Genomic DNA, 25,769 nt, shown 5'->3' with positions numbered 1-25,769 from the left:
TTAATAATGTTTCTTTGCCCGATCCATTTCTCGTCGGTCTTCTTTTTCTTTTAGTGTTTGTCGTTTGTCGTATTCTTTCTTACCTCTTGCCAAGGCTATGTCAACCTTTGCTCGTCCGTTCTCATCAATAAAGATAAGTGTTGGAACAATGGTGAAGCCAGGAGTCTTTGAGTCAGCCTCAAGGTTGCGTATTTCTTTTCGGTTCAATAGGAGCTTTCGTGGGCGTTTTGCTTCATGATTGGCATACGAGCCATAGAAATAAGGAGATATGTTCATCCCCTGAACCCACATTTCACCTTTTGTAATATAGCAGTAAGAATCAACCAACGAAGCCTTACCAGCACGTATAGACTTTATCTCCGTACCAGTAAGAACAATACCTGCTGTGTAAGTGTCAACGAAGAAATACTCAAAAGAAGCTTTCTTGTTTCTTATCTGTACAGGTGATTTCTTTCTTTTCTCTTGTTGTTCCTTATTCATTTTCAATTGTTGCAAAATTCTCAATATGGTCATCGACATAGGCTGCAATCATTGCACTCCATCGTTCCTCATTGACCACAAATTCATCATCAAACTCGTCAAATTCTGGCATCTGTTCGTATAAAGCCATGAAATCTTCGTCAGATTCAACAGCTTCAATCGCCTCGTGATATTTTTCGTAATATTTCTTTCCGTGACGAATGTGTGTGTATAGTTCACGAATTCCCCAGTTGCGCATAGCTACGGCAAAAGGATTTTTGAAGATAAAAGCACCATAACCATTGTATATCAATTGGACATAACCGCCATCCATCACTTCTTGATGAAGATAACTCCATGCCAATAGTGTTATCTGATCAGCATTTAGTTGCTGCATAGCTTCCAATGTCAACTTATTATCTATTGCATTGCCAATGGCATCAACAAAGACCTGAACAAAACTGTCCATTCCTTCTTCAACGGCTTTGCGTATATCGCTATCTTTTACTTTGACGTCAATCATTAATCAAATCATTTTATTTTTAAACAATGAATAAACTATATGAGCAAGGCAGAAGAAGCATACAGCTTATTTGCCAAGTATTGATTTTTATACTTTGCAAACTTACATAAAATTATTTGATTTCATGCCTGTAGAATAAAAAAGTTGAGATTACAACACAAACCAATTATCTAAAACAACAAGTATCTCGCTCTAATCCCTCCTCTCGAAGGGATTAGAGAACGATTATCTTCTATTTTTTTGCATAATCTGCAATAAGTTGTTGCAGTCCTTCTTTCGTACGAGTGTCATACTTAGCGGCATCCATACTTGGGGTATCCAGATATTCAGCCGTCAGTTTTATTCTTGTCTTCTCACTTCGTGTACCTAATAAGGCTTTATCGCCAAGATAGATAGCTCCATTTTTGTCCTTCAACTTCAAATAAAGTTCGTCTTTATCTAATGGATGTTGCAGAATATAATTGCCTTTTCCATCGGTAAAGAGAACCTCGAAGAACTGCGGATGACGTGTTCCGATATTGATAGAACTGCTACCACCAGCATTTCTTAACGCACTGTCTTTTAAACCCTTTGTACCGATATAGGTCTTACCACCAGCATAGACGGTTACGTTGTCAGCAGCCTTGAACCTCTGTTCAGTATTGCCGTTTGCATCATTGTGTGTTAGTGTTACAGAAGAACCCATTGCCGGAGCATCAAGATCGAGAATTCCATTAGTGCCTTTACCCATCTTCTTTTCAATAGATTCATAGATGATGGTGATGTTTCCCTCGTGTGTCGTGCCATCAGCAAGTACCACCTTGCCAGGCATATTATAGATGTTCACGGAAGCTTTTTTAGCATCGTTCACCAACTGTTGTTCTTTCTCAACAGCCTGTTGTTCCTCTGCCTTAGCCTTGTTAGCCAGTCGCTGCTTAACGTCCTCCGTCATATCTCCCAATGTATAGCCGTTTGCAAGTAGTTTAGACACCATACGATGTGCCATCTCGTTCTCAGAGAGTTTAAATGCCGTCTTGTATTCTAAGAAAGGAAGTTTCCTATCATCACAGGTTGTTATATTGCTGAAATTCTCGCTGTTAGTCCACGATTCCAGTTTAATCTCGGCAACTTGGTTGCCCACGCGGTCCTTAATATAATAGTTTCTTTTGCCCAATGATGGTTCATTGACAAGAACCTTACCCACCATCACCTTGTTGATGATAATGTCGCCATCGTCATTGATGAAGAAAGGATGCTGTGCTGTAAATTCTTCATCGGCTTTCTCCATCTTTTTAACAACGGTATAGATGCTGTCCCATTTTGCAGAGAAAGGGCATGAACCCTGTGCGAAGAGGTTATCAATGATAGATTTCTTGATGCCGTTCACTGCGAGGAGATTGGGCTTGCTATCTAATAGTTTGTAGGCAAAAAACTTCGTATTGGACAGAACTATCCTATCTTGCGGATTAGGTAATTCAAAGACTGCACCCTCAGGCGATATAAACTTAAGCCACTCTTCTGGCGCGCTGATGCCTTGTTTCGTCTTATTGGTAATGAAAAACGTAAGAACTTGCTTCCCATCAAGTGTAGACAATTCGCACGTTCTTTTCTCTTCTTTTAGAAGCGCTACTGGTGTTTCATTAAGTAATACCGTTCCCTTCTTTATTTTCATATCCTGGGCATGTGCGGAAAGCACCATGAAGCTGGCGATGAAGCCTAATACTGTTTTCTTCATATTGTTTATTAAAATTAAATATTAAGATGATTTGTTTGCAAAGATAACCTTTTTTCTTGATTAATTAACAAATACTATACCTTTTTCTCTCTGAAATAATAGATCTTTTTCTCCTTTTATTTATCTCCAAAAATTGGATTTCCTGATTGACCTTACATAATATGACAACAGCAAAACGAGATACAGCAGAAGACAGTAAACGACCTTATATGTAAATATTTTTCACAGCTCAAATGTCTATTGATGCTCATTAGGACTTGAATTAAGGCTTAATTGGCTTTGAAAAGATGCCCTTTTGATGTCAAAGTAACGCCCTTTTGAAGCCCAACTAAGCACCTTTTTTGCAGAGGTTTTCAACATTCTGATTAACAGGAGGTTATAAACACGCAAAAAAAGGGACTTTTCTTATGATTTTTAGCTGCGAAGCATAAGAATTTATGTCAATATTTTTCAAAGCGTATATATGATTATTCTTTGAATAAAAGAGTGTTTTCGATAGATGAAAAGGCCTATTCCTATTAATGTTTTCTGGTATATCTGCTTGGTATGATAAGTATAGAATGGAATAATACAGCAAATAGGAAACTTTGGTAAGATAACTACTTGTAGCATACCAAAAAAAAAGCCCACTCATTAAAATGAGCAGGCTTTAATTCTATAGTTGTAAATTGATTACTCTTCAACTGGAGTGAAATCATCCTTACCTACACCGCAAAGAGGGCAAACCCAATCATCTGGAATATCCTCAAATGCTGTACCTGGCTCAATGCCACTATCTGGATCACCAAGTTCTGGGTCATAAATATAACCACATGTCTCGCATTCGTACTTCTTCATAATGCTTCTGTTTATAATGTTAAAAATAAATTTAATTTGAATTATATCGCTTGCAAAGTTACAAGTATTTTGTAATAATTACACAATTAAATAGTTAAAAAATGCTATTGAATTAAAGGGTTGATATTACTTATAGATTCAAAACTTATTGATTTATAGGTAAATACAATGCTTGTATGTTTAGTAAAAAAAGAATCTTTAAGGATTTAATTCATACATTTCACTTGGTATTTTACGTTTCAATACTTCAAGTGTGAATTCCTTTCCAATGATTATTCCACTATCACGTAAAACAGCTTCAATTGTCTTCTTAGCTAATTCTGGATGATTATTCTCGTCACTCAGATGGCATAACCATACATGGCGTAAAGCAGGTGAAGCATTCTCTACAAGTGCTTTTGCACAGGCCTCATTACTTAGATGTCCGTTTGGTCCACTGATACGTTCCTTTAAATGGCGTGGATATGGACCTGCAGCCAACTTCTCTGGTTCATGGTTTGCCTCTATTACCAAGTAATTAGAGATAGAAATAAACTGTGCAATCTCATCTGTGATATGTCCACAATCGGTGATTAATGTAAATCGAATACCCTCATATTCTACGGAATAACCAACACAGTCTGTGCTATCATGGGGTACTCCGAAAGGCGTTACTTTAAATTCACCAATAGTAATCTCTTCACCCTTTTTTATGAATCTAACGTATTGTTGATCGACTTTACGTCTTACACACCAGTTCTGACTAATTCCTCTATGAACATCTTCTGTTGTATATACAGGTAGTTGCAAATCACCACTTATAGAACCAACTGACTTCACATGATCGGCATGATCATGGGTGATAAGCACATTATGAACCATATTTAATTGCAGACCATAGTTGTGGAAATACTTCTTTAATGAACGAATACCAACACCACAATCAATCATTAGACAGTCTGTGTCAGTATATAAAAGATAGCAATTACCACTACTACCACTGCCGAAAGATAAAAACCTCAGCATTATTTTCTTATTTTAGGCAAATGTAACAAAAGTATTTTGATAGACAAAATTATTGTTTATGTTTGCCTTATTATACACTTTACTTTTAGGAATAATTAAACATAAAAGTATCTATGAAATGACTAAAATGGAAGTCCTACGGCAAAATGGAACGTAAAGTCTCGTTTTAGATTTGGATGCCATAAAGCATAATGCTCTTCCGTACTTGTATAAGCAGGGTTAATGGCTTTCATACCACCATCAAATCGAAGTATGAAGTAATCGAAATTGAGTCGTAAACCAAGTCCGTATGCAACCGCTATTTGATTATAGAAACTCTTAAAGCTAAACTGTCCGCCTGGTTGGTCAGCATAATCACGCAGCGTCCAGATGTTTCCTGCATCTATGAAGGCTGCTGCATCAAGTTTCCAAAACAGATGTGTACGATACTCCGCATTTAAATCAAGCTTCATATCACCAGTCTGGTTGATAAAGTCTATTCGACCATCAACACCCTTAAACTTACCCGGTCCCAACTCTCTTACACTCCAACCGCGAACAGAGTTGGCACCACCAGAGAAATAACGTTTCTCAAATGGAAGTACAGTACTATTGCCGTAAGGTATCGCAATGCCCAAGCCACCATGTAAGGCTAAGGAGTTACGCTCGTCAAATCGTAGTATCTTGGTATAATCGAAGTCGAACTTTGCATATTGTGCATAGGCAATATTGAAAAGTGTTCGTTTCCCTTCGCTATTCTTTTTAAAGTTGAAGACACCACTCAAGCCATTCAGTAAGTTGCCTGCCAACTCCATTCTTGCTCTGAAAGCTTGGTTTGCACCACTGTAATTCACGCCAAAACCTGTTCGTAAAATAAACAAATCTTGATAGTTATATCGAAGGATGGCATTGCGTGTTGTCGCATTGTCGAGGTAATCATGCTTAAAAGTCTCACTAATCCAGGGCATATATACATAGCTGAGATTAAGGAGATCAAAGTCATAGGTCAGGTGACGAACTGGATCCGACCAATGATATTTCCATGCAGAAGAAAAGACTCGACGGTGGAACTCTGGTCTGTTTTGCAGATTCCAGCCCACAGATACCTCTGATGTGGCACTACTCTTTCTTTTAAAGTTCTTTGATATGAAAGGAGCCAAGAAGCGAGGGAACTGTAGATGTGCTTGTACACTATACTCCTCATAATCACTATTCTTATAGCCCTCAAGACCTTTGATTGCCTCAAAGGCTGCACGGAACTCTAAACTTAAATGTTCACTACCTCTAAAAAGGTTCCTATTCTGATAAGAAAGTACGGCTGCTGCACCTAAATCTCCTGCTGTATTTGTTCCTTCTGGTTGGAAAGAGATGGTGTTTGGCTTATTGTTTGAAACTTGAATATCAGCATCTAAATAATGTGTAGAAGATGTTGTATAGGTAAATGTCTTACCTATCACCAAACTGTCATAGCGAGGAACTTCCCTAAAATTGATGTTCGTATAGCGTACTGCACCAAGTCGAGAGAAGTTGTTATAAGTTTTTTGTAAGTCTGTTGCCGAGAAGTATTTGCCTTTTTCTATTAGTGTATTGTCTTCCAATACTCCTTTTCTAAGATGAAAACCTGTTGAATCACCTGGAATAAAATTGACGTTATTGATGACATAGCGTGGGTGTAATGTTGGTTCTGCATCGCTATTCTCAACGTATTTCATTAAGTGTAAGGTCACGTTTACATGCTGTCTACCTTGCGTAGAGTCTGCAGTATAATACATGAAGTCCTTATGAAATCTGTAAAAACCAGAGTCATTCAAGATATGTGTCAGTCTTTTACGCTCGTCATCCAAGGAAGTAACGGTAAACTGATGTGGTCGTTCAGTATCTTTTTTGAGGTGAGGAGCAAGTACTTTTTCAATAACTGAATCCTCTATCTCGTAGTTAAATCGATCAATAATATAAGGATTGCCTGGGTGAAGTAGGTAGTTAAGGGTCAGTTTCTTTCCTTTAACCTTTTTCTCTATGTCTACTGTTGCATTCATATACCCCATATTTTGCATAGCAACCGTCAAATCTTCTGAAGAAAGGCGAGCCTGAACAGAATCATACAATACGGGTTCCTCTCCCATTCTACGTAGTGTACGGTTAATCCATTTCGTAGTATCTTCTCCCGCCATAGCGTAAGTTCCTAATGGAATCTTAAAGAGAGAGAACCAACGTGAGTTACCTTTTTGACGTACATACTGCATCAGAAGTGATGAGTTAATGTCCTTTCTGTCAGAACGTAGCTCTACCTTATCCAAAAGATATTGCCCATCAGGAACAAACTTATCTGATGAACACGCTATGACAACAAGTGTAGTCATAACGATAAGGAGGGGTGTGAGAAATCTATGTGACTTTGGAAATAGCATTGATATCCTAATTTGTTAATCCCAAAATAATATACGTAATCGCAAAGAAAGTAGACTTTCAATTTGCCGAGCGCAACTTATTTTATGCAAAAATAATATACGTAATCGCAAAGAAGGTTGACTTTCTATTTGCTGAACGCAGCTTATTTTATGCAAAAATAATGCAAGTGAGCGCAAAGAAAGTTTACTTTCGATTTGCCGAGCGTAGCTTATTTTATGCAAAAATAATGCAAGTGAGCGCAAAGAAAGTAGACTTTCAATTTGCCGAACGCAGCTTATTTTATGCAAAGGTAGTAAAAAGTTAAGAAGTAATAGTCGGCGAGTGGATAGTTTTTTGTAAATTTGCGAAGTGATATCAAAAAATAAGATAAAGCTTATCCGTTCTCTTGAGACGAAAAAAGGAAGAGAGAAAGTAGGATTATTTGTAGCAGAAGGGCCCAAAGTTGTCAATGATTTGCTACACGAAGGGTTTGTGGCAGATGAAATTTTAGAAGATATTGAAGATATCAAAAAGGTTTCTTTTCTTCAACATCCACAGCCTGTTTTGGGCGTTTTCAAGATGCCAGAAGTAGATTGTAAAGTAACCAATGATTACCTAAACCTGTTCAATGAATACATTGATAATCAACTTGTATTATCCCTTGATGGAGTGCAAGACCCTGGTAATCTTGGTACAATCATTCGAATTGCAGATTGGTTTGGTATTGAAAACATTTTCTGTTCGCATGAGACAGCTGACTGCTGGAATCCAAAGGTTGTGCAGGCAACGATGGGAAGTATTGCAAGAGTAAAGCTTCATTACTTAAACTTGAATGAGTTGATAGACCATCTCCCTGTTGACTACCCTATCTATGCCACGCTTTTGGATGGCAATAACATTTATAGTCAAGAACTCTCTCATCACGGAATGATTGTAATGGGAAATGAGGGAAAAGGTATATCTTCGCAGCTTAGAACGAAGATTAATCGAAAGCTTCTGATTCCAAACTATCCTCCAGAGCGTGAAACGGCAGAGTCTTTGAATGTAGCCATTGCAACATCTATCGTTTGTGCTGAGTTCAGAAGACGATAAAAGGCTGTTATTCTTGGAATAATTAACTACCAACCTACAAAGAAACATAATATGATAAACTTACAAAATCTAATTAGAACAAATATTAGAGAACTCATCTCTTGCGCTGAAACAAAAGCTGAAGAGAATGTAAGGGATTCTCAACATATTATGCTTGATGCTAATGAAAATCCATATAACAAACCTTTTAACCGCTATCCTTCTGACAATCAGATAGAGTTGAAAGAAGAACTTGCCAAGCTAAAAGGTGTTAGAACTAAGGAGATTTTCTTAAGCAATGGCTCTACAGAGGCGATAGATATGTGCTATCGAATCTTTTGTCAGCCAAAGGTTGATAATGTTGTTGCCATTGAACCGACCTGTGAACTATACAAACATTTTGTCAGATTAAATGATATTGAATACCGTTCAGTACTTTTGGATGAGGAGTTTCAGTTAAATGCTGCAGAACTTCTAAAGGCTTGTGACAAGCATACAAAGTTAGTATGGCTTTGCTCTCCTAATACCCCAAGCGGCAATTTGTTGAATGTTGAAGAAGTTGAGAAGGTCTTGAAAGGATTTGATGGTATTGTTATTATTGATGAGGCTTATGCTGATTTCACACGTCTGCAAATCTTTCGAGAGCGTTTGTCAGAATTCCCTAACATGATAGTACTCAACACTTTCTCTAAGGCATGGGCAAGTGCTGCTATCCGTTTAGGTGTGGTTTATGCACAAGAAGCTATTATAAATATCTTCAACAAAGTGAGTAGTCCTTACCATATCAGCCAACTGACACAAGCGCAGGGGCTTGATGCGCTTAAGCATCGCTATGATATCGAAGATTGGATAAAGATACTCTTATTAGAGCGTAAGCGTATGATTCTTGCCTTCGAGAGTTTAGCTTGTTGTGAGAAAGTCTATCCATCGAATGCCAATTTCTTCTTAGCAAAGATGAGAGATGCACAAAGTGTGTATGATTATCTGTGTGAAAAAGGTATTCATGTTAGGAACTGTTCTAATGTTTCGTTATGCGGTAATTGCTTGCGTATAACAATTGGTTCTAAGGCTGAAAACGCAGAGATCCTTGGAATACTTAGATATTATAAGCCATCAAAATAGTCTTAAAGTCTATAAGTTGATGTTGCTTTATTAAAGCATCAACTTATAGATAATCGATTTTTTTAGTTTAGTATTATACGATAAAACGTCTTCGTATAAATAATTTAGCAATGTCTTACCTATTTCATGGTGGTAATAAGACATTATTCTAATGCCTTTTTAGGATGGTGTTAAGCCCCAGCACCAATGGTGCGGACGGTTAACACCAATGGTGCGAATGGTTAATAAACACGCGGACCAAAGATAGTTGTTCCCACACGAACCATTGTTGAACGGCATTCTACGGCTATATCATAGTCATGACTCATACCCCATGAACGCTCTTTGAATTCAGGGTCATCTGCAAAATACTTTACCTTCAGTTCGTCAAAGAGGTCTGCTGCCAACGTCATCTCCTTTTTAATTTGATTACGGTCATCTACATTTGATGCCATCATCATTAAACCTGAGATGTGTACATTCTTAAGTTCCTTCCATTCACCGCTTTCCAATAGCTCACGACAAGCATCAGGAGTGAAGCCATACTTTGTTTCCTCTTCTGCAATATGGAGTTCAAGAAGAACGTTGATGACACGGTTGTACTTCGCAGCTTGCTTGTTGATTTCCTTTAAAAGCTTCAAAGAGTCAACTGCCTCAACCATAGAAATATAGGGAGCAATATATTTCACTTTATTGGTCTGTAGATGACCAATAAAGTGCCATTCTATATCCTTTGGGAGTGTTTCAAACTTACGAGATAGTTCCTGCACCTGACTCTCGCCAAAGATGCGCTGCCCTTCCCGATAAGCCACTTCCAAATATTCGTTAGGGTGAAACTTACTGATGGCAACCAACTTCACACCATCAGGAAGATTCCCAAGCACTTCGTGTAAATTATTTGCTACATCATACATAACTGTAAGTTTCTTTCTTGTTTACTTATTAGGTTATTGTTCGAATTCAGGCTTCTCGTTCTTCTTTCCAGCATGATGCTCAAAGACATCCATAATCTTTGTTTCAGTGATAGCTGCAATCTCGTAATCGATCATAGTAGAACCCATCACCTCGTCTACATGCTTAACAGCACCGCTTACAGAATGTGCCTGAACAAGATAAGTTACTGAAGTACGCTTTTCCTTATCTGTCTTTTCATCCAATGTGATGAAAGAAAGCTTTGCCTTAAACCACTTGTCGTCAGTATCAATATCGCTAAAGAAAATCTCACCGAATGGTGCTGGAGAAATGGCTTTTACGTCAAACTCACCACTAACATAGTGTGACATTTCCTCTGTGATAAACTCCTCAGCCTCAGAGAAACTGAATGCATCAACCACATATTGTTCAATGACTTTCTTGTTCTGACCATCTTCCATGGTCTTGTCATATCTAACTCGTGTCTCAAACCAAGTGCTTGTTCTACTTCTCATAATTATTCTTTAAGTTTTAAGCCCTGCTTTTCAGCTATCAAATAAAGACAAAATGAAGAGCAATAGGCGGTTTTATAGATGTGCAAAAGTAGTAAAAAATCTGCGTTAATCAGCTAAAAGTGCGGTTAAAATAAAAAAAATGTCTATCTTTGCATCATAGTAAAGAATATAAGAGCAGATATCTTCTACTCTCATTCATTATCGGGAGAATAAATAAAGTCATTATGCCGGAAATATCAGTTCGTGGACTTGAAATGCCGGAGTCACCTATTAGAAAACTGGCTCCACTTGCCGTTGCAGCAAAGAAACGTGGTATTAAAGTTTACCATTTGAATATCGGTCAACCAGATCTTCCAACACCGCAATGCGGACTGGACGCTCTGAAAAAGATTGATCGTAAACTTTTAGAGTACTCACCATCTCAAGGCTATCTTTCTTATAGGGAAAAACTCTGTGACTTTTATGAGAAGTTCAACATAAACGTTACACCAGACGATATCATCATTACTGCTGGTGGTTCTGAAGCTGTGCTGTATTCTTTTATGGCATGTCTAAATCCTGGAGATGAAATCATCGTTCCAGAGCCTGCATATGCTAATTATATGGCATTTGCTATATCAGCTGGTGCAAAGATAAAGACGATTGCAACCTCTATAGAAGAAGGATTTGCACTGCCTAAGGTTGAGAAGTTTGAGGAACTTATCAACGAGAAGACACGTGCTATCATGATATGTAATCCAAACAACCCTACTGGTTATCTGTATACAAGAAGGGAGATGAATCAGATTCGTGACCTCGTTAAGAAGTACGATCTTTATCTCTTCTCGGATGAGGTTTATCGTGAGTATATCTATACAGGGTCGCCTTATATCTCTGCAATGCACTTACAGGGAATTGAGAATAATACGGTTCTTATTGATTCTGTGTCAAAGCGTTACAGTGAGTGCGGTATTCGTATTGGTGCGTTGATAACAAAGAATGAAGAGATACGTAAGGCTGTAATGAAGTTCTGTCAGGCACGTCTCTCTCCCCCACTGATTGGTCAGATTGTTGCTGAAGCAAGTCTTGATGCACCTGCTTCTTACTATCGTGATGTCTATGATGAATATGTGGAGCGTCGTAAATGTCTTATTGACGGACTAAATCGTATTCCGGGTGTTTACTCTCCTATCCCTATGGGCGCCTTTTATACTGTAGCTAAACTCCCTGTTGACGACTCAGATAAGTTCTGTCGTTGGTGTTTGGAGGAATTCAATTATGAAGGTGAGACTGTAATGATGGCTCCAGCCAGTGGCTTCTATACAACGCCAGGTGCTGGACATAACCAAGTTCGCATTGCTTACGTACTCAAACGTGAAGACTTACAGCGTGCTTTGATTGTTCTTCAAAAAGCTTTGGAGGCATATCCAGGACGTGTAGATGAAGAGTAAAGTCTGTTTATAATTCACAATTCATAGTTCATAATTCATAATTATGATTACTGATATTTGTTTTCGTTAATCCCCTTCTCAATTTTATTTAGGAGAGTATTATAGGTTGAAGATAGGCAAATAACTGTAAGCAAGGAATAAGAATAAGCTTGTATAATTAATATATTGGAATAGAATATACTCGTACAGAATGAAGGTAGTCATAATTATGAATTATGAATTATGAATTCTGAATTAAAGAAGTAACCATAATTATGAATTATGGATTATGAATTCTGAATTAAAGAAGTAATCATAATTATGAATTCTGAACTATGAATTATAAATTAAAACAATGAACTATCCGCTTTTTATTGCTCGTAAAATATATAACGGAGGAGACAAGACACGAAAGGTGTCGAAGCCTGCTATTACTATTGCTACTATTGGTGTAGCAATCGGTTTGGCTGTAATGATTGTGTCTGTGTGTGTTGTATTGGGCTTTAAGCATACTATCCGTGATAAGATGGTGGGCTTTGGAAGTCATATAACTGTAGCTAACTTCCTTACATTGCAGGGCTCTGAGCAATATCCAATAGCAGTAAACGATTCACTAATAAAGGAACTTAAGGGGGTACCTGGTGTAAAGCATGTGCAGCGTTATGCCTATACACAGGGTATATTAAAGACCGACAATGATTTCTTAGGTGTTATGTTGAAAGGTGTTGGACCAGACTTTGACTCTACCTTTATACATAACAATATGGTAGAAGGAAGTCTCCCCCATTTCTCTGCTACAGAGAATCAACAAAAGTTAGTTATCTCTAAAACGATTGCAGACAAACTTAATCTGAAGGTGGGACAACGTCTTTTTGCCTACTTTATCAACGACCAAGGTGTTCGTACACGTAAGTTTACTATCGCTGGTATCTATGAAACAAATATGAAGCAGTTTGATTCTCAGATTTGTTTCACTGATTTATATACTGCTAATAAGCTAAATGGCTGGGAAGCAGATCAATATAGCGGAGTTGAATTACTTGTTAACGACTTCTCACAACTGAACAATATAACTCTTCGCGTACTCAATAAAGTGAAGAATACGACTGACCATTACGGAGAAACTTACTCCGCAGAGAATATCATAGATCAAAATCCGCAGATATTCTCTTGGCTTGATTTAATGGACTTAAACGTATGGATTATTCTTGCACTTATGGTAGCGGTTGCTGGTGTCACGATGATATCAGGTTTATTGATTATCATTCTCGAACGTACCCAGATGATTGGTATCTTAAAGGCACTTGGTTCACGTAATCGTCAGATACGTCATATCTTCCTTTGGTTTGCTACCTTTATTATTGGTAGAGGTCTGCTTATTGGTAACATCATAGGATTTGGCATTATCTTCTTGCAGAAGTGGACTGGACTTATAAAGCTCGATCCACAAACTTATTATGTAAGTACGGTACCAGTAGAAGTCAACCTTCCACTTATTATTGCTCTTAACCTTGCTACATTGTTGGTATGTGTTGCAGTTCTGATTGCACCAAGCTATCTTATCAGTCGCATTCATCCAGCTAAGTCAATGCACTACGAGTAATAACATTTATCCCCTTCATAATGAAAGCTATGAAAAGGAATCGAGTAGTTATCTATATTTCTGTTGTTACGGAGATTATTTTGGTTGTACTCTGTGTCATTAAATATATCCCTGTATATAACATCTATATAGGAAAGCTGCGGGCTAAGGAGCTGATAGAAAGATTAGAAACTTATAAAAAACAGCACGGAGAATACCCGGAAACATTGAAGCCTATAGGCTTTCCAAAGGCAGAATTAGGTGAGTATGTGGAGTATAAAGGTACCTGTTATTATTATACAAGACAAAGTGAGTGTGACTTTGATTTGGAAATTGGAGGTGGCAAGGACTCCCCTACTTACTATTCACTTGCCGAAAAATGGGTTAGTGTCAACAGGGCTGAATTTATCAAACAGCTTACAGAACCACTTTATAAAAAATATCTATTAGCAGAGTCTTCAAATAAACTCACAACCTCAGTACGTAGCAACGTTACAAAAAGTGAGAAGGAAAACATCCCTTTCTTTAACTACACAACAGCAGACAGCATAATTTTTATTAAGAAGTTTTATGACAAGAAACATATTGCTTCAAAGGGCTTTGCTTTAGTTGACGTTAAAACTAAAAGGATAGAGCCTATTGGATCTTGGACTATATTTACTTACAACGGAAAGAGTTATCAAGTTACTTATGACAAAGATTCATCTAAAGGACAAATTTTATCACGTCTTTACTTGCGGGCTACGTGTGGTTACGAGTAAATTAGGTCTATTAACTATCTTATCTTTGATGGTATTTTCTTGTACTCTTAGAAAGCCTATTGAAGTGAAGAAGCATAGAACTGATATTAGCTTTATTAATAACCGAGATATTCATTTTGATATCTTGAAGGTGGCTTGCGATTCCTGTTTTCCTATTCACGATATTGGTTATCGTGTACGTGTAAAGTTATCCGCCGATGAGGATAGCCTTATAAGAACTATTAAGAAAGAACAATGGATGCAACTTTTGCAGAATTCGGCAACTGATTATGCAGCTAATGCCTTGTTATATTCCCTTTACAATCGTGATGCAATAGTTTTATTATATCATAGAGACATTGAAGATTGGAGGATGTCTATGAAGGAAGATGATATAAATTACTGGAAAAGTAATCTACGGTTTTGTAAAGAAAATTATAAGATTGAAAAATAATTAAGGCTTACTTCGATTTGAATTAAGGCTTAATTGAGGTGTAAAAGGGCGTTAATTGAAGCCTTACTAACGCCCTTTAAGACTCCTATTAAGCACCTTTTCTTGTACAAGTTTGTAATCGTTTGATATGCTTTTAGTTACAAAGGCGATTTAAAACGTTGTTTTCTTATCGTCGTAAGGTGTTATATTAGAATTTTATGTAAACTATTTTCTAAATCTTCTCGTGATGATTTTAGAATGAAAATATCACTCATAGGTATAAAGTTGTTACTAAGCACACGTCGTGTTGTTGGTAAACACCTGTGGTGCGAATGGTAAACACGAATGGTGCGAGTGCTAAATACCTTATATAAAGTTACCACAGTGGAATCTTTTTAGGTCTTAATTCCTATGATAGATATCTAAAGTTTATTGGGAGAAAACAGCTCTCCTTCCAAACCAACAATAGCGTCAATGCTTATTTTCTTTCTGTCTTTCATTATAATGATGCGTTCATTGGTACGAATAGCCTTGACAACACCAGTAATCGTAAGATAATGTCCACCTGTCTTACGTCCATCGGGCTGGAAAAAGGTAATAGAGATAGTCGGCTCTTCTTCTAAATGAGAGGAAAGAATTGAGAGCTTTCGGTCCATCAATTGACGGTCGTCTTCCATCATTTCTATCTTAGGACTTGTTTGTCGGGCTGTCTCTGCAATCGCTGCACCATAACCAGTGAGGGCAGCAAAAGGAGCAAATTGAGCAGCACGGTTATACAGACTCATCTGCGGATGCCGCTTTGAGACGTGACGAGGAAGGTGAATAATATCGTCGTAATTATCTGTCATGCCTTATGTCCTCCTATCTGTTTGTTTCGTTCTCTTGCTGTCGAACCTTCATCAAAGTTCAAACCACGGAGCATAGAGTTCTTACCAAATCGTTTTTTAATATTGATAATCGTTTCTTGTATCTTTCTTTCACGTTTCAACTCTGCATCTTCAACCTGCTTTTCTCGCCTTACTGCTTCATAATCTGTAAACATATCGAGCTCAACAGGGTTATGTGCCTTTTGCTTCATTTGCTCTTCACTAATGACATGATTAGTTGATATACCCAATCTTCTGACTAATAACCTTTTATCGACAATATCATCATAAAGTGTAAGAACAGCCTTTGCTATTAGGCGAGTTGATGACGTAAATCGATGAAGATTGACTGTTCCGTGTGAACTCTTTGGCACTTTCCGTCCATACCAGTCAACAGTAATGCGACCAGTATATCCCTTTCCTGCAGGTGAATTCAGGCTTTCACGGTCATAGCCAACGTATAAAACGAGTTGATCTGTAACGCAACGTTTCTCAACTAAGTCTAAGGCTATCGCATCAATCATCTCCTGCACGACAACTCTTGCTTTACGAAAGCTGTATGGTTCTTGAAGAACTTGACCGCTACTCATTGAGCTATGCTCTGGTCGGTATGCCTTAACCATCTCCATCGTACAAGACTCCCAACCCCAAGCATGGTCAATAAGCAATTCTGCATTGACTCCGAAAAGTTTATAAAGAAGCTCTTCTTGATGAATAGAGCAGCGTGCAATTTTCCCCATCGTGTCTATCCCATAGGAATATAGACGCTGCGCAATTCCTCTTCCTACACGCCAGAAGTCTGTAAGTGGACGATGATCCCAAAGCTTTTCACGATAGCTTTGTTCATCTAATTCGGCTATACGCACTCCATCTTTGTCAGCAGGAATATGCTTTGCAACGATATCCATAGCCACTTTACACAGATACATATTCGTACCAATGCCCGCAGTTGCTGTTATACCAGTCTCACGTAGCACGTCGCTTATCATCTTCCTTGCCAATTCGTGACCTGTCATACGATAGCTGGAGAGATAAGCTGTAGCATCAATAAAGACCTCATCAATGGAGTAAACATGTATGTCTTCTGGGGCAATATAGCGCAGGTAAATATTGTAAATCTTTGCGCTATGCTTGATATAATGAGACATACGGGGGATTGCCGTAAGATAATCAACAGCCCAATCAGGATGTTGTTCGAGTTCTTTCGCGTTGTATGATTTTCCTGTAAGTGCTTTTCCTGCTAAGAGACAACGTTCCTCATTAACCTCTCTCAAGCATTGTATCACTTCAAAAAGACGTGCACGGCCAGGAATTCCGTGTGCCTTCAGAGATGGTGAGACGGCAAGACAAATAGTCTTTTCTGTTCTTCCTTTATCCGCTACAACCAAGTTGGTTGTCATTGGGTCAAGTCCACGCTCTACACATTCCACACTGGCATAGAACGATTTAAGGTCTATGGCAATGTAAGTCTTAGTAGATGGTTTTCTTGATGAAGACATTTTGCGGAAGGGATAGGTGTTTAAAAGTTTTATAGAATAGTATTGCAGGAATCAAAAGACGATGAAAGAGAGTTAATGAAGTCAAGCATCAATCCTCTTTTATAGATAAATTAGAATCATACCTTACTTCACTAACTCTCTCCAATATCCTTGTTCTATGCTTTTAATAGTCCTTTTCAGTGTATTGCTCATCCAGCAACACCTTTGAAGGAGATTTGCCTGAACGATAAGTATATCGGAAGTTAAAGCCAGCATCCTTATAACCTTTTGTGCCAGTGTCAGCTTTCAAAGCATCACGCAAAGCTTTTCTTAACTCAGACTTCTTTGCGTTAACAGCCTGTTCGTTATCTGCATTTCCTACAAGTGAGTAATAGTAATGGATGGTTCGAGACGAAGGTTCAAAGACCATACTGTCCATTCTTGTGTCATTTACTACGGGTGTAGGACACTTCTTTTCTGTATATTCTTTACATTCTTGTGCTGCTCTGTCCTCCAGACTTTTATGACAAGCAGAAAGAGAAAGCAGCAGTACGCCTGCATAAAGTAAGTGTTTCATTCTCATTCAAGTTAATATTAATTTCGTAAGGGCTTTATGTAAAGATAACACTTTTTATCTTCACCCTAACCATATATCCGTTGCAAAGATAAGAAAAAATAGGCAATTTCTTATTTTAAGGTTCTTAATTCTCAATAATTATGACTATATTTGCACTTTGAAAATATAGACAAACTGATGAATCATATAAGAAATTTCTGCATTATTGCCCATATTGACCATGGTAAATCAACCTTGGCGGATCGTCTCCTTGAATATACTCAGACGATAAAGATTACTGGTGGACAGATGCTTGACGATATGGACTTGGAGCGTGAACGTGGTATTACTATCAAGAGTCATGCTATCCAAATGGAGTACACATTGGATAAGGAGAAATATATTCTTAATCTTATCGATACTCCGGGCCATGTAGACTTCTCGTATGAGGTGTCACGAAGCATTGCTGCGTGTGAAGGTGCATTGCTTATCGTTGATGCTACACAGGGAGTACAGGCTCAGACGATTTCTAACCTCTATATGGCTATTGATCATAACTTGGAGATTATCCCTGTTATCAACAAGATTGATATGCCAAATGCTATGCCTGAAGAGGTTGAAGACGAGATTGTTGACCTCATTGGTTGTGACCCAAAGGACATCATTCGTGCCAGTGGAAAGACTGGTGAGGGTGTACCAGACATACTTGAAGCAATCATTAAGCGTATCCCTTCACCAACAGGTGATACCAAAGCTCCGTTGCAGGCGCTTATTTTTGACTCTATCTTCAACTCTTTCCGTGGTATTATCACACTGTGTAAGGTTGAGAATGGTGTCATCAAGAAGGGTGATAAAGTTAAGTTTGTACAGACAGGAATGGAATACGCTGCTGATGAAGTGGGCGTATTGAAGATGGATATGATGCCTACCCAACAGCTCTCAACAGGAGAGGTGGGATACATCATCTCTGGTATCAAGACTGCCACAGAGGTGAAGGTGGGTGATACTGTTACCCATATAGTCAATCCTTGTGAGAAAGCTATTGAAGGATTCCAAGAAGTAAAGCCTATGGTCTTTGCTGGTGTCTATCCTGTTGACCCAAATGATTACGAAGGATTGCGTTCTTCATTGGAGAAACTGCAGTTGAATGATGCCTCACTAACCTTCCAGCCAGAGAGTTCTCAGGCTTTGGGCTTTGGTTTCCGTTGTGGCTTCTTAGGTCTGCTTCACATGGAGATTATACAGGAACGTTTGGATCGTGAGTTCAACATGGATGTCATTACCACTGTGCCTAACGTAAGTTACATGGTATATGACAAGCAAGGAAATGAAAAGGAGGTTCATAATCCATCTGGTCTACCAGATCAGACAATGATTGATCATATTGAAGAACCTTATATTAAAGCTTCTATTATCACCTCCAGTGATTACATTGGTCCTATCATGACGCTTTGTCTTGATAAGCGTGGTGAACTCATCAGTCAGAACTATGTGAGTGGAAATCGTTTGGAACTCCTCTTTATGATTCCATTGGGTGAGATAGTGATAGATTTCTATGATAAGCTGAAGAGTATTTCAAAGGGTTACGCTTCATTTGATTATCATATCGATTCTTACCGTCCTTCTAAGTTAGCTAAGCTTGACATTCTTTTGAATGGAGAGCCTGTTGATGCCCTATCAGCACTGACACATGAGAGTAATGCTGTTGTTTTTGGTCGAAGAATATGCGAGAAGCTAAAAGACTTAATCCCACGTCAGCAGTTTGATATCGCTATTCAGGCTGCTATCGGAGCAAAGATTGTTGCACGAGAGACCGTTAAGCAGGTACGTAAGGACGTGACAGCCAAGTGTTATGGTGGTGATATCAGCCGTAAGCGTAAACTTCTTGAGAAACAGAAGAAGGGTAAGAAGCGTATGAAACAGATTGGAAACGTACAGGTTCCACAGAAAGCATTCCTTGCAGTATTGAAGTTAGATTAATATCAAAGAGTTAAGAAAGGAAAGGAAAATGAAAGATTTGGTGAACGATTCAAGAGATATAGCGCGTGAATTGGCACGTAAATATAGTACGATGACTCATGATGAGTTGGATGTACTTGAAAGTATCCTCGTACCAATGAAATTCGCAAAAGGACAGATGATTCTCAGTGAAGGTGAAATCTGCAAGCACGTTTATTATATAGAAAGAGGTTTAATTCGTCAATTCTATTTTAAGAACGGTAAACAGATTACTGAACACTTAGGAGAGGATAGAAGTATCTTTATGTGTATAGAAAGTCTTTTCCGTGAGGAGCCAACCAAACTACAGGTTGAGGCTTTAGAGCCAACATGGGTTTATGCGCTGCCAAAACAGAAGTTGGAGCAGGTGGCACTTCATAATGTTAATATTCAGATTCTCTATCGTAAGATATTAGAAGAGAGTCTTATCACTTCACAGGTACATGCTGACCTTGTACGTTTTGAGACTGCACAGGCTCGTTATAAGAGAATGTGTAAGCTAAGTCCACAGGTTATTTTGCGTGCACCGCTGGTTTATATTGCCAGCTATCTGCAGATGACACCAGAAACATTAAGCCGTGTTCGTTCGTCAACATTGCTTGATGATTAATGCAATTTTATACTTATCAAGCGTTATAAGCAGTTAGAGGAGTTAAATAATTACCTATTATTCGTATTGAAAAACGAATGATAAAAGTAAAAGGTAATTATTTAACTCCTCTAATTATTTTCCTTGAGTGGCTCTTAATATAATGTGGAATACATTAATGGGAACTCCAAATCAATGATGTAACCACCCTATCCTACTTCCCTAACTCTCCCACATAGTGGATAATTCTCCCTTCACTTGTCACACCTTCAATTATAATACGATAGTTTGAACGATATTCTGTAGGTAAAAGTAGACGGAAAGAGCTACCACGTAATGAAGGTAACCACACAGGAGTATGTGCGTTAGGAGTGTAACTTTGTGGAATTTGATAGCCTAATGTAGTAAAAGTCTTCGTATTTGTCAGTGGTACAGAAGCCGCTTTGAAATCCCCTTTCTTCGTTGTTATAGAGATAACACCCATACCACCAATCGCTCCCCAGATAACTGTTGAGCCGCCCTTAAAGACATCTACTCTCTCAACATCAGACATCTGGATATTGTCTAAGTCGTAATCATCATTGACAAATATCCCATCTATGGCAATAGCGGCAGGTCTTTTTCCATCCACAGCCGTACCTCCACGTACATAGCATTTCCCCAATTCGACAGTAACACTCGGTACTCTACGCAACAATTCATGCAAACAAGTTGCACCAATACTCTCTATATCACGTAGACCAAAGGAAAAGTCAGCAGTGCGTGCATAAGCGTCAGAACGAGAAGAATAGGTAGGTTGATGGCTAAAAACATTCACTTCTTCCATTTGTATGCCACCTTTAGGAAGTGCCAATGTTGCATCTACGCGTGTAGTATCATTACTCGTCCATTCAAACGGCGGAAGTTGACCTTTATAAGCAGGGAACTCCTCTTCATCTAATAGCAGTTTTACCCACGATTTTCCAGCTTTTGTAAAGGCATTAAGAACATACTGTGTACCTTCAGGAAAATCTATTCCTTCAAATGAAAAACGACCTTGTGCATCGGTTTTAGTAACAGCATAAAAACCTTTATCGGGTGAAATAAGATTTACAATTCCTTCTTTTATAGCTTTATGCCCTACCAATATCTCAACTCGTCCACGTATTACAGCAGACTTTTCGATACCAATCTTACCCTTCTTACATTCCCCTCTGATTACATCTACCATTCGATACCGATTCCAACTACAGCTGTCAAGCAATCGTTCTGATTGATTATCAGAAAGAACAGATGTTGGTTCTTCTGGACAAGCTGCTACATCCATATCGTATAATAAATGAGAAAGAATGTTTGATTGTCCTGTTAAATCGTCAGTTCTGGCATATTCTACACGTAGAGAAACGTCCATTGTCTCTCCCTCTCGTAAGCTATCAGCCTTAATAATAAAAGGTATTTGCTCATCATTTGATTTCTCTGTCGCCATCCATCTTACAGAAATCGGACACTGTTCTTTCTCTGGATATAAGAATTTCAGTTTTTCTACAACTGTTTTTAAGTTGGAATCCAAGAGCTGGAAAGAATAAATACCACCTTGAGAAAGACTATCATAACTCAGAATAATATCTTTTCCTTGGCTTATTTTCCCAAAGTAAAGAGGGATTGAACGACAGTGAACAAATAGTCTATAGCTACTATTTAAGCTATCTGACGGATTATTAATTCTTACTTTAATATTCTTGTTTAATTTATTGATAGATAGTTTTATTTTCGAATTTCTATTGATAATATCAGTAGTGTCCCTATACTTAAAATGTAATAGCTTTCCATGACCACCAATAAAGATACTTTTAAGACTCTCATAGCGACTGAGGTTCAACATATTCTTCGTATAACTACGTAACAAATAACGTCCTTTTGCAACTCCCTCTGGAATATCAATATGTCCAACAAAACCTTGATCGCTTCGTATTAGACGTACTCGTTTCACAACGAGACGTTCTGGATTAAGAAGTTCTACGTATACATAACGGCTCACACTATCCGCCTGATGAACTACTGCATTCACTAAGAAGACACGCAAGTTAATACGCTGTCCTGCTTGATAACTATCTGCATCGGTAAATACGTAGGTCTTCTCTTGCGGGAATAGCTGTACCTGCCGTAGGATACGACTCAGTAACACATTGTTAGTCTGAGCATACAATGATGTTTGAAAACATGTTAGAAATATTATGAATAGTAGTTTTCTCATATAGATAGACCTCAGTGAATGAGTTTATGTAATAGACTTTCAGCAATAAAGATAATCTTCCGTAGAATCATATGCAAACTTACACAAAAATATTAAATAATAGGTTCAAAAATAGAAAAACCATACATTAACATTGAAAAACTTGTATTCTTTGTCTGTTTAGGGTGTTATAATGTTTTTCAAACTACAAATTACTTATGTTTTAAACGTAAAGTGTAGTGGTGTTAACCATTAGCACCAATGGTGCGGAGCATCAGCACTATTGGTGCGGAGTATCAACACCACATGTGCGGAGCATTCATACTCTATGTGATAAGCTGTAATCTGTTAGTAGGAAATGGGAAGTTAGAACTCTTATAGAAGTTGTTATAAGGTGAATAAGCTACAAACAACTCATCTGCTTGAGCAATGTATTGTTGGGAAACAATAAAAACATTGATTCAAAAGACAATAGTATGAATTGAAATAACAGTCAGATGTGGATTAATAATCAACTTAGCGTCAAAGGTTCTGCACTTATACTATCCATATTACAGAAACATTTTGTAAATTTGCAGTTCGATAGGCTGTTTCATATATTAGCAAAAAAGGATTGTTGATTTAGTAATTTATCAGTGGAATCGATACTGATATTAAAGCCTACAAATAACACATTGAGAAGATAAAAGTAATGATATATCCCAAGAACTTTGAGCAAAAGATTGGTTTCACAGAGGTGCGCTCACTTCTGCGTGCACGCTGTTTGTCGCCTTTAGGTAAGGAACGAGTTGATGCAATGAGTTTCTCAACCGATGCCGTACAGGTGAATACCTGGATGGAAGAGATTAGAGAGTTTCGTAGAATACAAGAGGGACAAGACGACTTTCCTTTAGATAATTTCTTTGATGTACGCGAAAGTGTGGCACGAATCCGCTTGGAAGGAACCCACATGGAGGTTGAGGAACTCTTTGATTTGAAGCGTTCATTAGAGACAATTATTGCTATTGTAAACTTTTTAAGTCGTGGAGAAGAGACAGAACAGGGAGAAATACGCCATTACTACCCTGCTCTCTATAATCTTGCTGATGGTGTTGCAACATTCCCATTACTTGTTCAGCGCATCTCACAGATTATCGATAAATTCGGTAAAATGCGTGACAATGCTTCTCCAGAACTACTTCAGATACGCCGTGAGTTGGCGCGCATCGAGGGAAGTATCTCACGTACTTTATATGGTATCTTGCGTGCTGCGCAGGGAGAAGGACTTGTTGAGAAGGATGTCACACCTACCTTGCGTGATGGTCGACTGGTTATCCCTGTTGCACCAGGCTTGAAACGTAAGATTTCGGGTATTGTACACGATGAAAGTGCTACGGGTAAGACGGTATATATTGAGCCTACTGAGGTTGTAGAGGCTAATAATAAGGTTCGCGAACTTGAGAATGAGGAGCGTAGAGAGATGATTCGAATTCTCACGGACTTTGCTAAGAAGGTACGACCGAATGTGCGTGAGATTCTCGATTCATACAATCTTATGGCAGCAGTAGACTTTATTCGTGCAAAGGCTGAGCTGGCTCGACTCTTTAAGAGTTTTGAACCACAGGTGGCAGAGGAACCTCACATTGATTGGATAAGAGCTATTCATCCCCTACTTCAACTTTCATTAGAAAGAAAAAATAATAATAAGTTAAACACCTCATTATCTGATGATAATAACGAAATAGATAAAGTTTCTAATGAAGTTGATAATACACAAGATTACGACACGGTATTAGAAGAAGAGAACGATACGCGTAATGTTCCTTCAAGTGTTGTTCCTCTCGATATTCAACTCACAAAAGATAAGCATCTTCTGATTATTTCTGGTCCGAATGCTGGTGGTAAATCGGTTTGTTTGAAGACTGTGGGTTTACTTCAGTATATGCTTCAGTGCGGTCTTTCAATCCCTGTTGGTGACCGCTCAACCACTGGCATTTTTACAGATATTATGATAGATATCGGTGATGAGCAGAGTATAGAGAACGACCTCAGTACCTATTCTTCTCACTTGATGAATATGAAGGTGATGATGCGTCGTGCTTCAGAGTCTACGCTTATCCTCATTGATGAGTTTGGAACTGGTACGGAACCACAGATTGGTGGAGCAATTGCCGAGTCTGTTTTACGTCAGTTCTGGAAGAAGCATGCTTGGGCTGTGATAACAACCCACTATCAAAACCTTAAGCATTTTGCGGAAGAACATCCTGGTACAGTCAATGGTGCGATGCTCTATGACCGCCATGAAATGCGCCCACTCTTTCAGTTGGCAATTGGTAGACCCGGTAGTTCGTTTGCTATTGAGATTGCTCGAAAGACGGGAATACCAGAAGAAGTAATCCGTGATGCATCAGAGATTGTTGGTTCTGATTATATTCAGAGTGATAAGTACTTACAGGATATTGTTCGAGATAAACGTTATTGGGAGAATAAGCGTCAAACCATTCACAGCCATGAGAAGGAATTGGAGAAACGTATTAGTCAATATGAAAAGGATATTGCAGCGTTAGAACAAAGTCGTAAGGAGATTCTCAACCGTGCCAAGGCACAAGCAGAAGAGATTATCAAGGAGAGTAATCGACGTATAGAAAATGCTATCCGTGAAATCAGAGAGAAGCAGGCTGAGAAGGAAGAAACCAAGCGTATTCGTCAGGAATTGGCTGCTTATGAGGTAGGATTATTGGATGGAAGTAAGAATGATAAGCCTGAAACCTCGAATAAGAAGAAACTAAAAAGTAGCGGATTACTCTCTGATGACGATTTCCAAAAGAAGGTTGACAAGATTAAGAGTCGTAAGGAACGCCACGAACAGCATCTGAAAGAAAAGGCAAGTAAGCAGCAAGCAGCTGCTGAAGCATTGAAGAATGCCGTACGTAAACAGCAAGGAGGTGGACTCGTTATGGCTGGTGATTCTGTACGTATAAAGGGTCTAACGTCTGTTGGTAAGGTGGAATCAATTGAAGGAAAGCAGGCAACTGTTATCTTTGGTGGTATGAGAACAAAGATGGCTATTAGTCGTTTGGAGCATGTTGATGCGGCAACTATTCAGTCAGAACAGAAGCAATTTCAAGCTTATAACTATAGTCGTGAGACTCGTGAAACCATTGATAAGCATCGTAACCAGTTCCGACAAGAGTTGGATGTACGTGGTATGAGGGCTGATGAAGCCTTAAATCAGGTGCAATACTTTATAGATGATGCTATCCTTGTTGGGGCAAGTCAGGTGCGTATTCTTCATGGTAAAGGCAATGGTATACTTCGTCAGCTAATCCGACAGTATCTTGGCAGTGTTCCTAATGTTACAAACTATCGCGATGAACATGTACAGTTTGGCGGTGCAGGTATCACGGTTGTAGAACTGTGAGG

General features: G+C 38.5%; 21 protein-coding genes. 9 read left to right on the top strand and 12 right to left on the bottom strand.

Annotation, left to right across the window (positions count from 1 at the left end; translation table 11 throughout):
- The 6 genes from smpB to tamL form a co-directional block, all read right to left on the bottom strand.
- A complete protein-coding gene (smpB, locus tag J4861_RS03955; RefSeq protein ID WP_211806629.1) occupies positions 1–480 on the bottom strand; it encodes an SsrA-binding protein SmpB in 480 nt (159 codons plus the stop codon).
- Positions 473–982 (bottom strand): DMP19 family protein, encoded by a 510-nt coding sequence (locus tag J4861_RS03950; RefSeq protein WP_004359768.1) that lies wholly within the window; start codon positions 980–982, stop codon positions 473–475. Before J4861_RS03950 ends, smpB begins: the two co-directional genes overlap by 8 nt.
- Before the next feature lie 232 nt (positions 983–1,214).
- Positions 1,215–2,696, bottom strand: coding sequence for a hypothetical protein (locus J4861_RS03945; protein WP_211815888.1), 1,482 nt, complete (start codon positions 2,694–2,696; stop codon positions 1,215–1,217).
- Between the two features lie 672 nt (positions 2,697–3,368).
- Positions 3,369–3,533, bottom strand: a complete 165-nt coding sequence (gene rd / locus J4861_RS03940; RefSeq protein WP_013265795.1) for a rubredoxin — start codon at positions 3,531–3,533, stop codon at positions 3,369–3,371.
- 198 nt (positions 3,534–3,731) lie between these two features.
- The gene (locus tag J4861_RS03935; protein ID WP_211815887.1) at positions 3,732–4,538 is read right to left on the bottom strand and encodes an MBL fold metallo-hydrolase; all 807 of its coding nucleotides are present in this window, start codon (positions 4,536–4,538) and stop codon (positions 3,732–3,734) included.
- 122 nt (positions 4,539–4,660) lie between these two features.
- Positions 4,661–6,925 (bottom strand): translocation and assembly module lipoprotein TamL, encoded by a 2,265-nt coding sequence (tamL, locus tag J4861_RS03930; protein WP_211815886.1) that lies wholly within the window; start codon positions 6,923–6,925, stop codon positions 4,661–4,663.
- A 349-nt stretch (positions 6,926–7,274) separates the two neighbouring features.
- On the opposite strand from tamL, the gene J4861_RS03925 reads away from it, so the two are divergent.
- Positions 7,275–7,997, top strand: coding sequence for an RNA methyltransferase (locus J4861_RS03925; protein ID WP_211815885.1), 723 nt, complete (start codon positions 7,275–7,277; stop codon positions 7,995–7,997).
- Between the two features lie 51 nt (positions 7,998–8,048).
- A complete protein-coding gene (gene hisC, locus J4861_RS03920; protein ID WP_211815884.1) occupies positions 8,049–9,098 on the top strand; it encodes a histidinol-phosphate transaminase in 1,050 nt (349 codons plus the stop codon).
- 221 nt (positions 9,099–9,319) lie between these two features.
- On the opposite strand, the gene J4861_RS03915 is transcribed toward hisC, so the two are convergent.
- Both J4861_RS03915 and J4861_RS03910 read right to left on the bottom strand, forming a co-directional pair.
- Positions 9,320–9,991 (bottom strand): YggS family pyridoxal phosphate-dependent enzyme, encoded by a 672-nt coding sequence (locus J4861_RS03915; protein ID WP_211815883.1) that lies wholly within the window; start codon positions 9,989–9,991, stop codon positions 9,320–9,322.
- Positions 9,992–10,024: 33 nt separating this feature from the next.
- On the bottom strand, positions 10,025–10,504 hold the full coding sequence (locus J4861_RS03910; protein ID WP_004359756.1) for a DUF4494 domain-containing protein: 480 nt from the start codon (positions 10,502–10,504) through the stop codon (positions 10,025–10,027).
- A 224-nt stretch (positions 10,505–10,728) separates the two neighbouring features.
- Between J4861_RS03910 and J4861_RS03905 the strand changes: the two genes are divergently transcribed.
- The 4 genes from J4861_RS03905 (at position 10,729) to J4861_RS03890 (ending at position 14,689) form a co-directional block, all read left to right on the top strand.
- Positions 10,729–11,934 carry a pyridoxal phosphate-dependent aminotransferase gene (locus tag J4861_RS03905; RefSeq protein ID WP_036924792.1) on the top strand — a complete coding sequence of 402 codons (1,206 nt, stop codon included), beginning with the start codon at positions 10,729–10,731 and terminating at the stop codon, positions 11,932–11,934.
- Positions 11,935–12,268: 334 nt separating this feature from the next.
- Complete coding sequence (locus J4861_RS03900) at positions 12,269–13,516, top strand: ABC transporter permease (protein WP_211815882.1); 1,248 nt, start codon at positions 12,269–12,271, stop codon at positions 13,514–13,516.
- Positions 13,517–13,536: 20 nt separating this feature from the next.
- Positions 13,537–14,256 carry a hypothetical protein gene (locus J4861_RS03895; protein ID WP_211815881.1) on the top strand — a complete coding sequence of 240 codons (720 nt, stop codon included), beginning with the start codon at positions 13,537–13,539 and terminating at the stop codon, positions 14,254–14,256.
- A gap of 64 nt (positions 14,257–14,320) precedes the next feature.
- Positions 14,321–14,689, top strand: a complete 369-nt coding sequence (locus tag J4861_RS03890) for a hypothetical protein (protein ID WP_249110735.1) — start codon at positions 14,321–14,323, stop codon at positions 14,687–14,689.
- 401 nt (positions 14,690–15,090) lie between these two features.
- Here the strand turns inward: J4861_RS03890 and J4861_RS03885 are convergent, their stop codons facing one another.
- From J4861_RS03885 to J4861_RS03875, 3 genes are all read right to left on the bottom strand, one after another.
- Positions 15,091–15,516, bottom strand: a complete 426-nt coding sequence (locus tag J4861_RS03885; protein ID WP_211813364.1) for a YolD-like family protein — start codon at positions 15,514–15,516, stop codon at positions 15,091–15,093.
- Positions 15,513–17,033, bottom strand: a complete 1,521-nt coding sequence (locus J4861_RS03880; protein ID WP_211815879.1) for a Y-family DNA polymerase — start codon at positions 17,031–17,033, stop codon at positions 15,513–15,515. The genes J4861_RS03885 and J4861_RS03880 overlap by 4 nt, the downstream gene beginning before the upstream one ends.
- A gap of 163 nt (positions 17,034–17,196) precedes the next feature.
- Positions 17,197–17,595, bottom strand: coding sequence for a hypothetical protein (locus J4861_RS03875; protein ID WP_013265094.1), 399 nt, complete (start codon positions 17,593–17,595; stop codon positions 17,197–17,199).
- A gap of 171 nt (positions 17,596–17,766) precedes the next feature.
- Here J4861_RS03875 and lepA point away from each other — a divergent pair, with 171 nt between their 5' ends.
- Positions 17,767–19,548: a translation elongation factor 4 gene (lepA, locus tag J4861_RS03870; protein ID WP_036864620.1), complete on the top strand. Its 1,782-nt coding sequence runs from the start codon at positions 17,767–17,769 to the stop codon at positions 19,546–19,548.
- Positions 19,549–19,576: 28 nt separating this feature from the next.
- Complete coding sequence (locus J4861_RS03865; RefSeq protein ID WP_036864618.1) at positions 19,577–20,176, top strand: Crp/Fnr family transcriptional regulator; 600 nt, start codon at positions 19,577–19,579, stop codon at positions 20,174–20,176.
- A gap of 193 nt (positions 20,177–20,369) precedes the next feature.
- Here J4861_RS03865 and J4861_RS03860 read toward each other — a convergent pair whose 3' ends face one another.
- The gene (locus J4861_RS03860) at positions 20,370–22,388 is read right to left on the bottom strand and encodes a TonB-dependent receptor plug domain-containing protein (RefSeq protein ID WP_249110734.1); all 2,019 of its coding nucleotides are present in this window, start codon (positions 22,386–22,388) and stop codon (positions 20,370–20,372) included.
- Between the two features lie 742 nt (positions 22,389–23,130).
- On the opposite strand from J4861_RS03860, the gene J4861_RS03855 reads away from it, so the two are divergent.
- On the top strand, positions 23,131–25,767 hold the full coding sequence (locus J4861_RS03855; protein ID WP_428842165.1) for an endonuclease MutS2: 2,637 nt from the start codon (positions 23,131–23,133) through the stop codon (positions 25,765–25,767).
- Positions 25,768–25,769 lie beyond the last annotated feature (2 nt).

Source organism: Prevotella melaninogenica (assembly GCF_018127925.1).
GTDB classification, from domain to species: Bacteria; Bacteroidota; Bacteroidia; order Bacteroidales; family Bacteroidaceae; genus Prevotella; species Prevotella melaninogenica_C.
The sequence above is the reverse complement of the archived record's forward strand: the minus strand, read 5'-3'. Positions and strand labels throughout refer to the sequence as shown.

Excerpts from the sequence above, each read along its gene's own strand:
- J4861_RS03880 (WP_211815879.1), bottom strand. The coding sequence starts at position 17,033 with ATGTCTTCATCAAGAAAACCATCTACTAAGACTTACATTGCCATAGAC.
- J4861_RS03860 (WP_249110734.1), bottom strand. The coding sequence starts at position 22,388 with ATGAGAAAACTACTATTCATAATATTTCTAACATGTTTTCAAACATCA.
- J4861_RS03900 (WP_211815882.1), top strand. The coding sequence starts at position 12,269 with ATGAACTATCCGCTTTTTATTGCTCGTAAAATATATAACGGAGGAGAC.
- J4861_RS03915 (WP_211815883.1), bottom strand. The coding sequence starts at position 9,991 with ATGTATGATGTAGCAAATAATTTACACGAAGTGCTTGGGAATCTTCCT.
- J4861_RS03905 (WP_036924792.1), top strand. The coding sequence starts at position 10,729 with ATGCCGGAAATATCAGTTCGTGGACTTGAAATGCCGGAGTCACCTATT.
- J4861_RS03910 (WP_004359756.1), bottom strand. The coding sequence starts at position 10,504 with ATGAGAAGTAGAACAAGCACTTGGTTTGAGACACGAGTTAGATATGAC.
- hisC (WP_211815884.1), top strand. The coding sequence starts at position 8,049 with ATGATAAACTTACAAAATCTAATTAGAACAAATATTAGAGAACTCATC.
- lepA (WP_036864620.1), top strand. The coding sequence starts at position 17,767 with ATGAATCATATAAGAAATTTCTGCATTATTGCCCATATTGACCATGGT.
- smpB (WP_211806629.1), bottom strand. The coding sequence starts at position 480 with ATGAATAAGGAACAACAAGAGAAAAGAAAGAAATCACCTGTACAGATA.
- J4861_RS03885 (WP_211813364.1), bottom strand. The coding sequence starts at position 15,516 with ATGACAGATAATTACGACGATATTATTCACCTTCCTCGTCACGTCTCA.
- tamL (WP_211815886.1), bottom strand. The coding sequence starts at position 6,925 with ATGCTATTTCCAAAGTCACATAGATTTCTCACACCCCTCCTTATCGTT.
- J4861_RS03895 (WP_211815881.1), top strand. The coding sequence starts at position 13,537 with ATGAAAGCTATGAAAAGGAATCGAGTAGTTATCTATATTTCTGTTGTT.
- J4861_RS03945 (WP_211815888.1), bottom strand. The coding sequence starts at position 2,696 with ATGAAGAAAACAGTATTAGGCTTCATCGCCAGCTTCATGGTGCTTTCC.
- J4861_RS03865 (WP_036864618.1), top strand. The coding sequence starts at position 19,577 with ATGAAAGATTTGGTGAACGATTCAAGAGATATAGCGCGTGAATTGGCA.
- J4861_RS03935 (WP_211815887.1), bottom strand. The coding sequence starts at position 4,538 with ATGCTGAGGTTTTTATCTTTCGGCAGTGGTAGTAGTGGTAATTGCTAT.
- J4861_RS03875 (WP_013265094.1), bottom strand. The coding sequence starts at position 17,595 with ATGAGAATGAAACACTTACTTTATGCAGGCGTACTGCTGCTTTCTCTT.
- rd (WP_013265795.1), bottom strand. The coding sequence starts at position 3,533 with ATGAAGAAGTACGAATGCGAGACATGTGGTTATATTTATGACCCAGAA.
- J4861_RS03950 (WP_004359768.1), bottom strand. The coding sequence starts at position 982 with ATGATTGACGTCAAAGTAAAAGATAGCGATATACGCAAAGCCGTTGAA.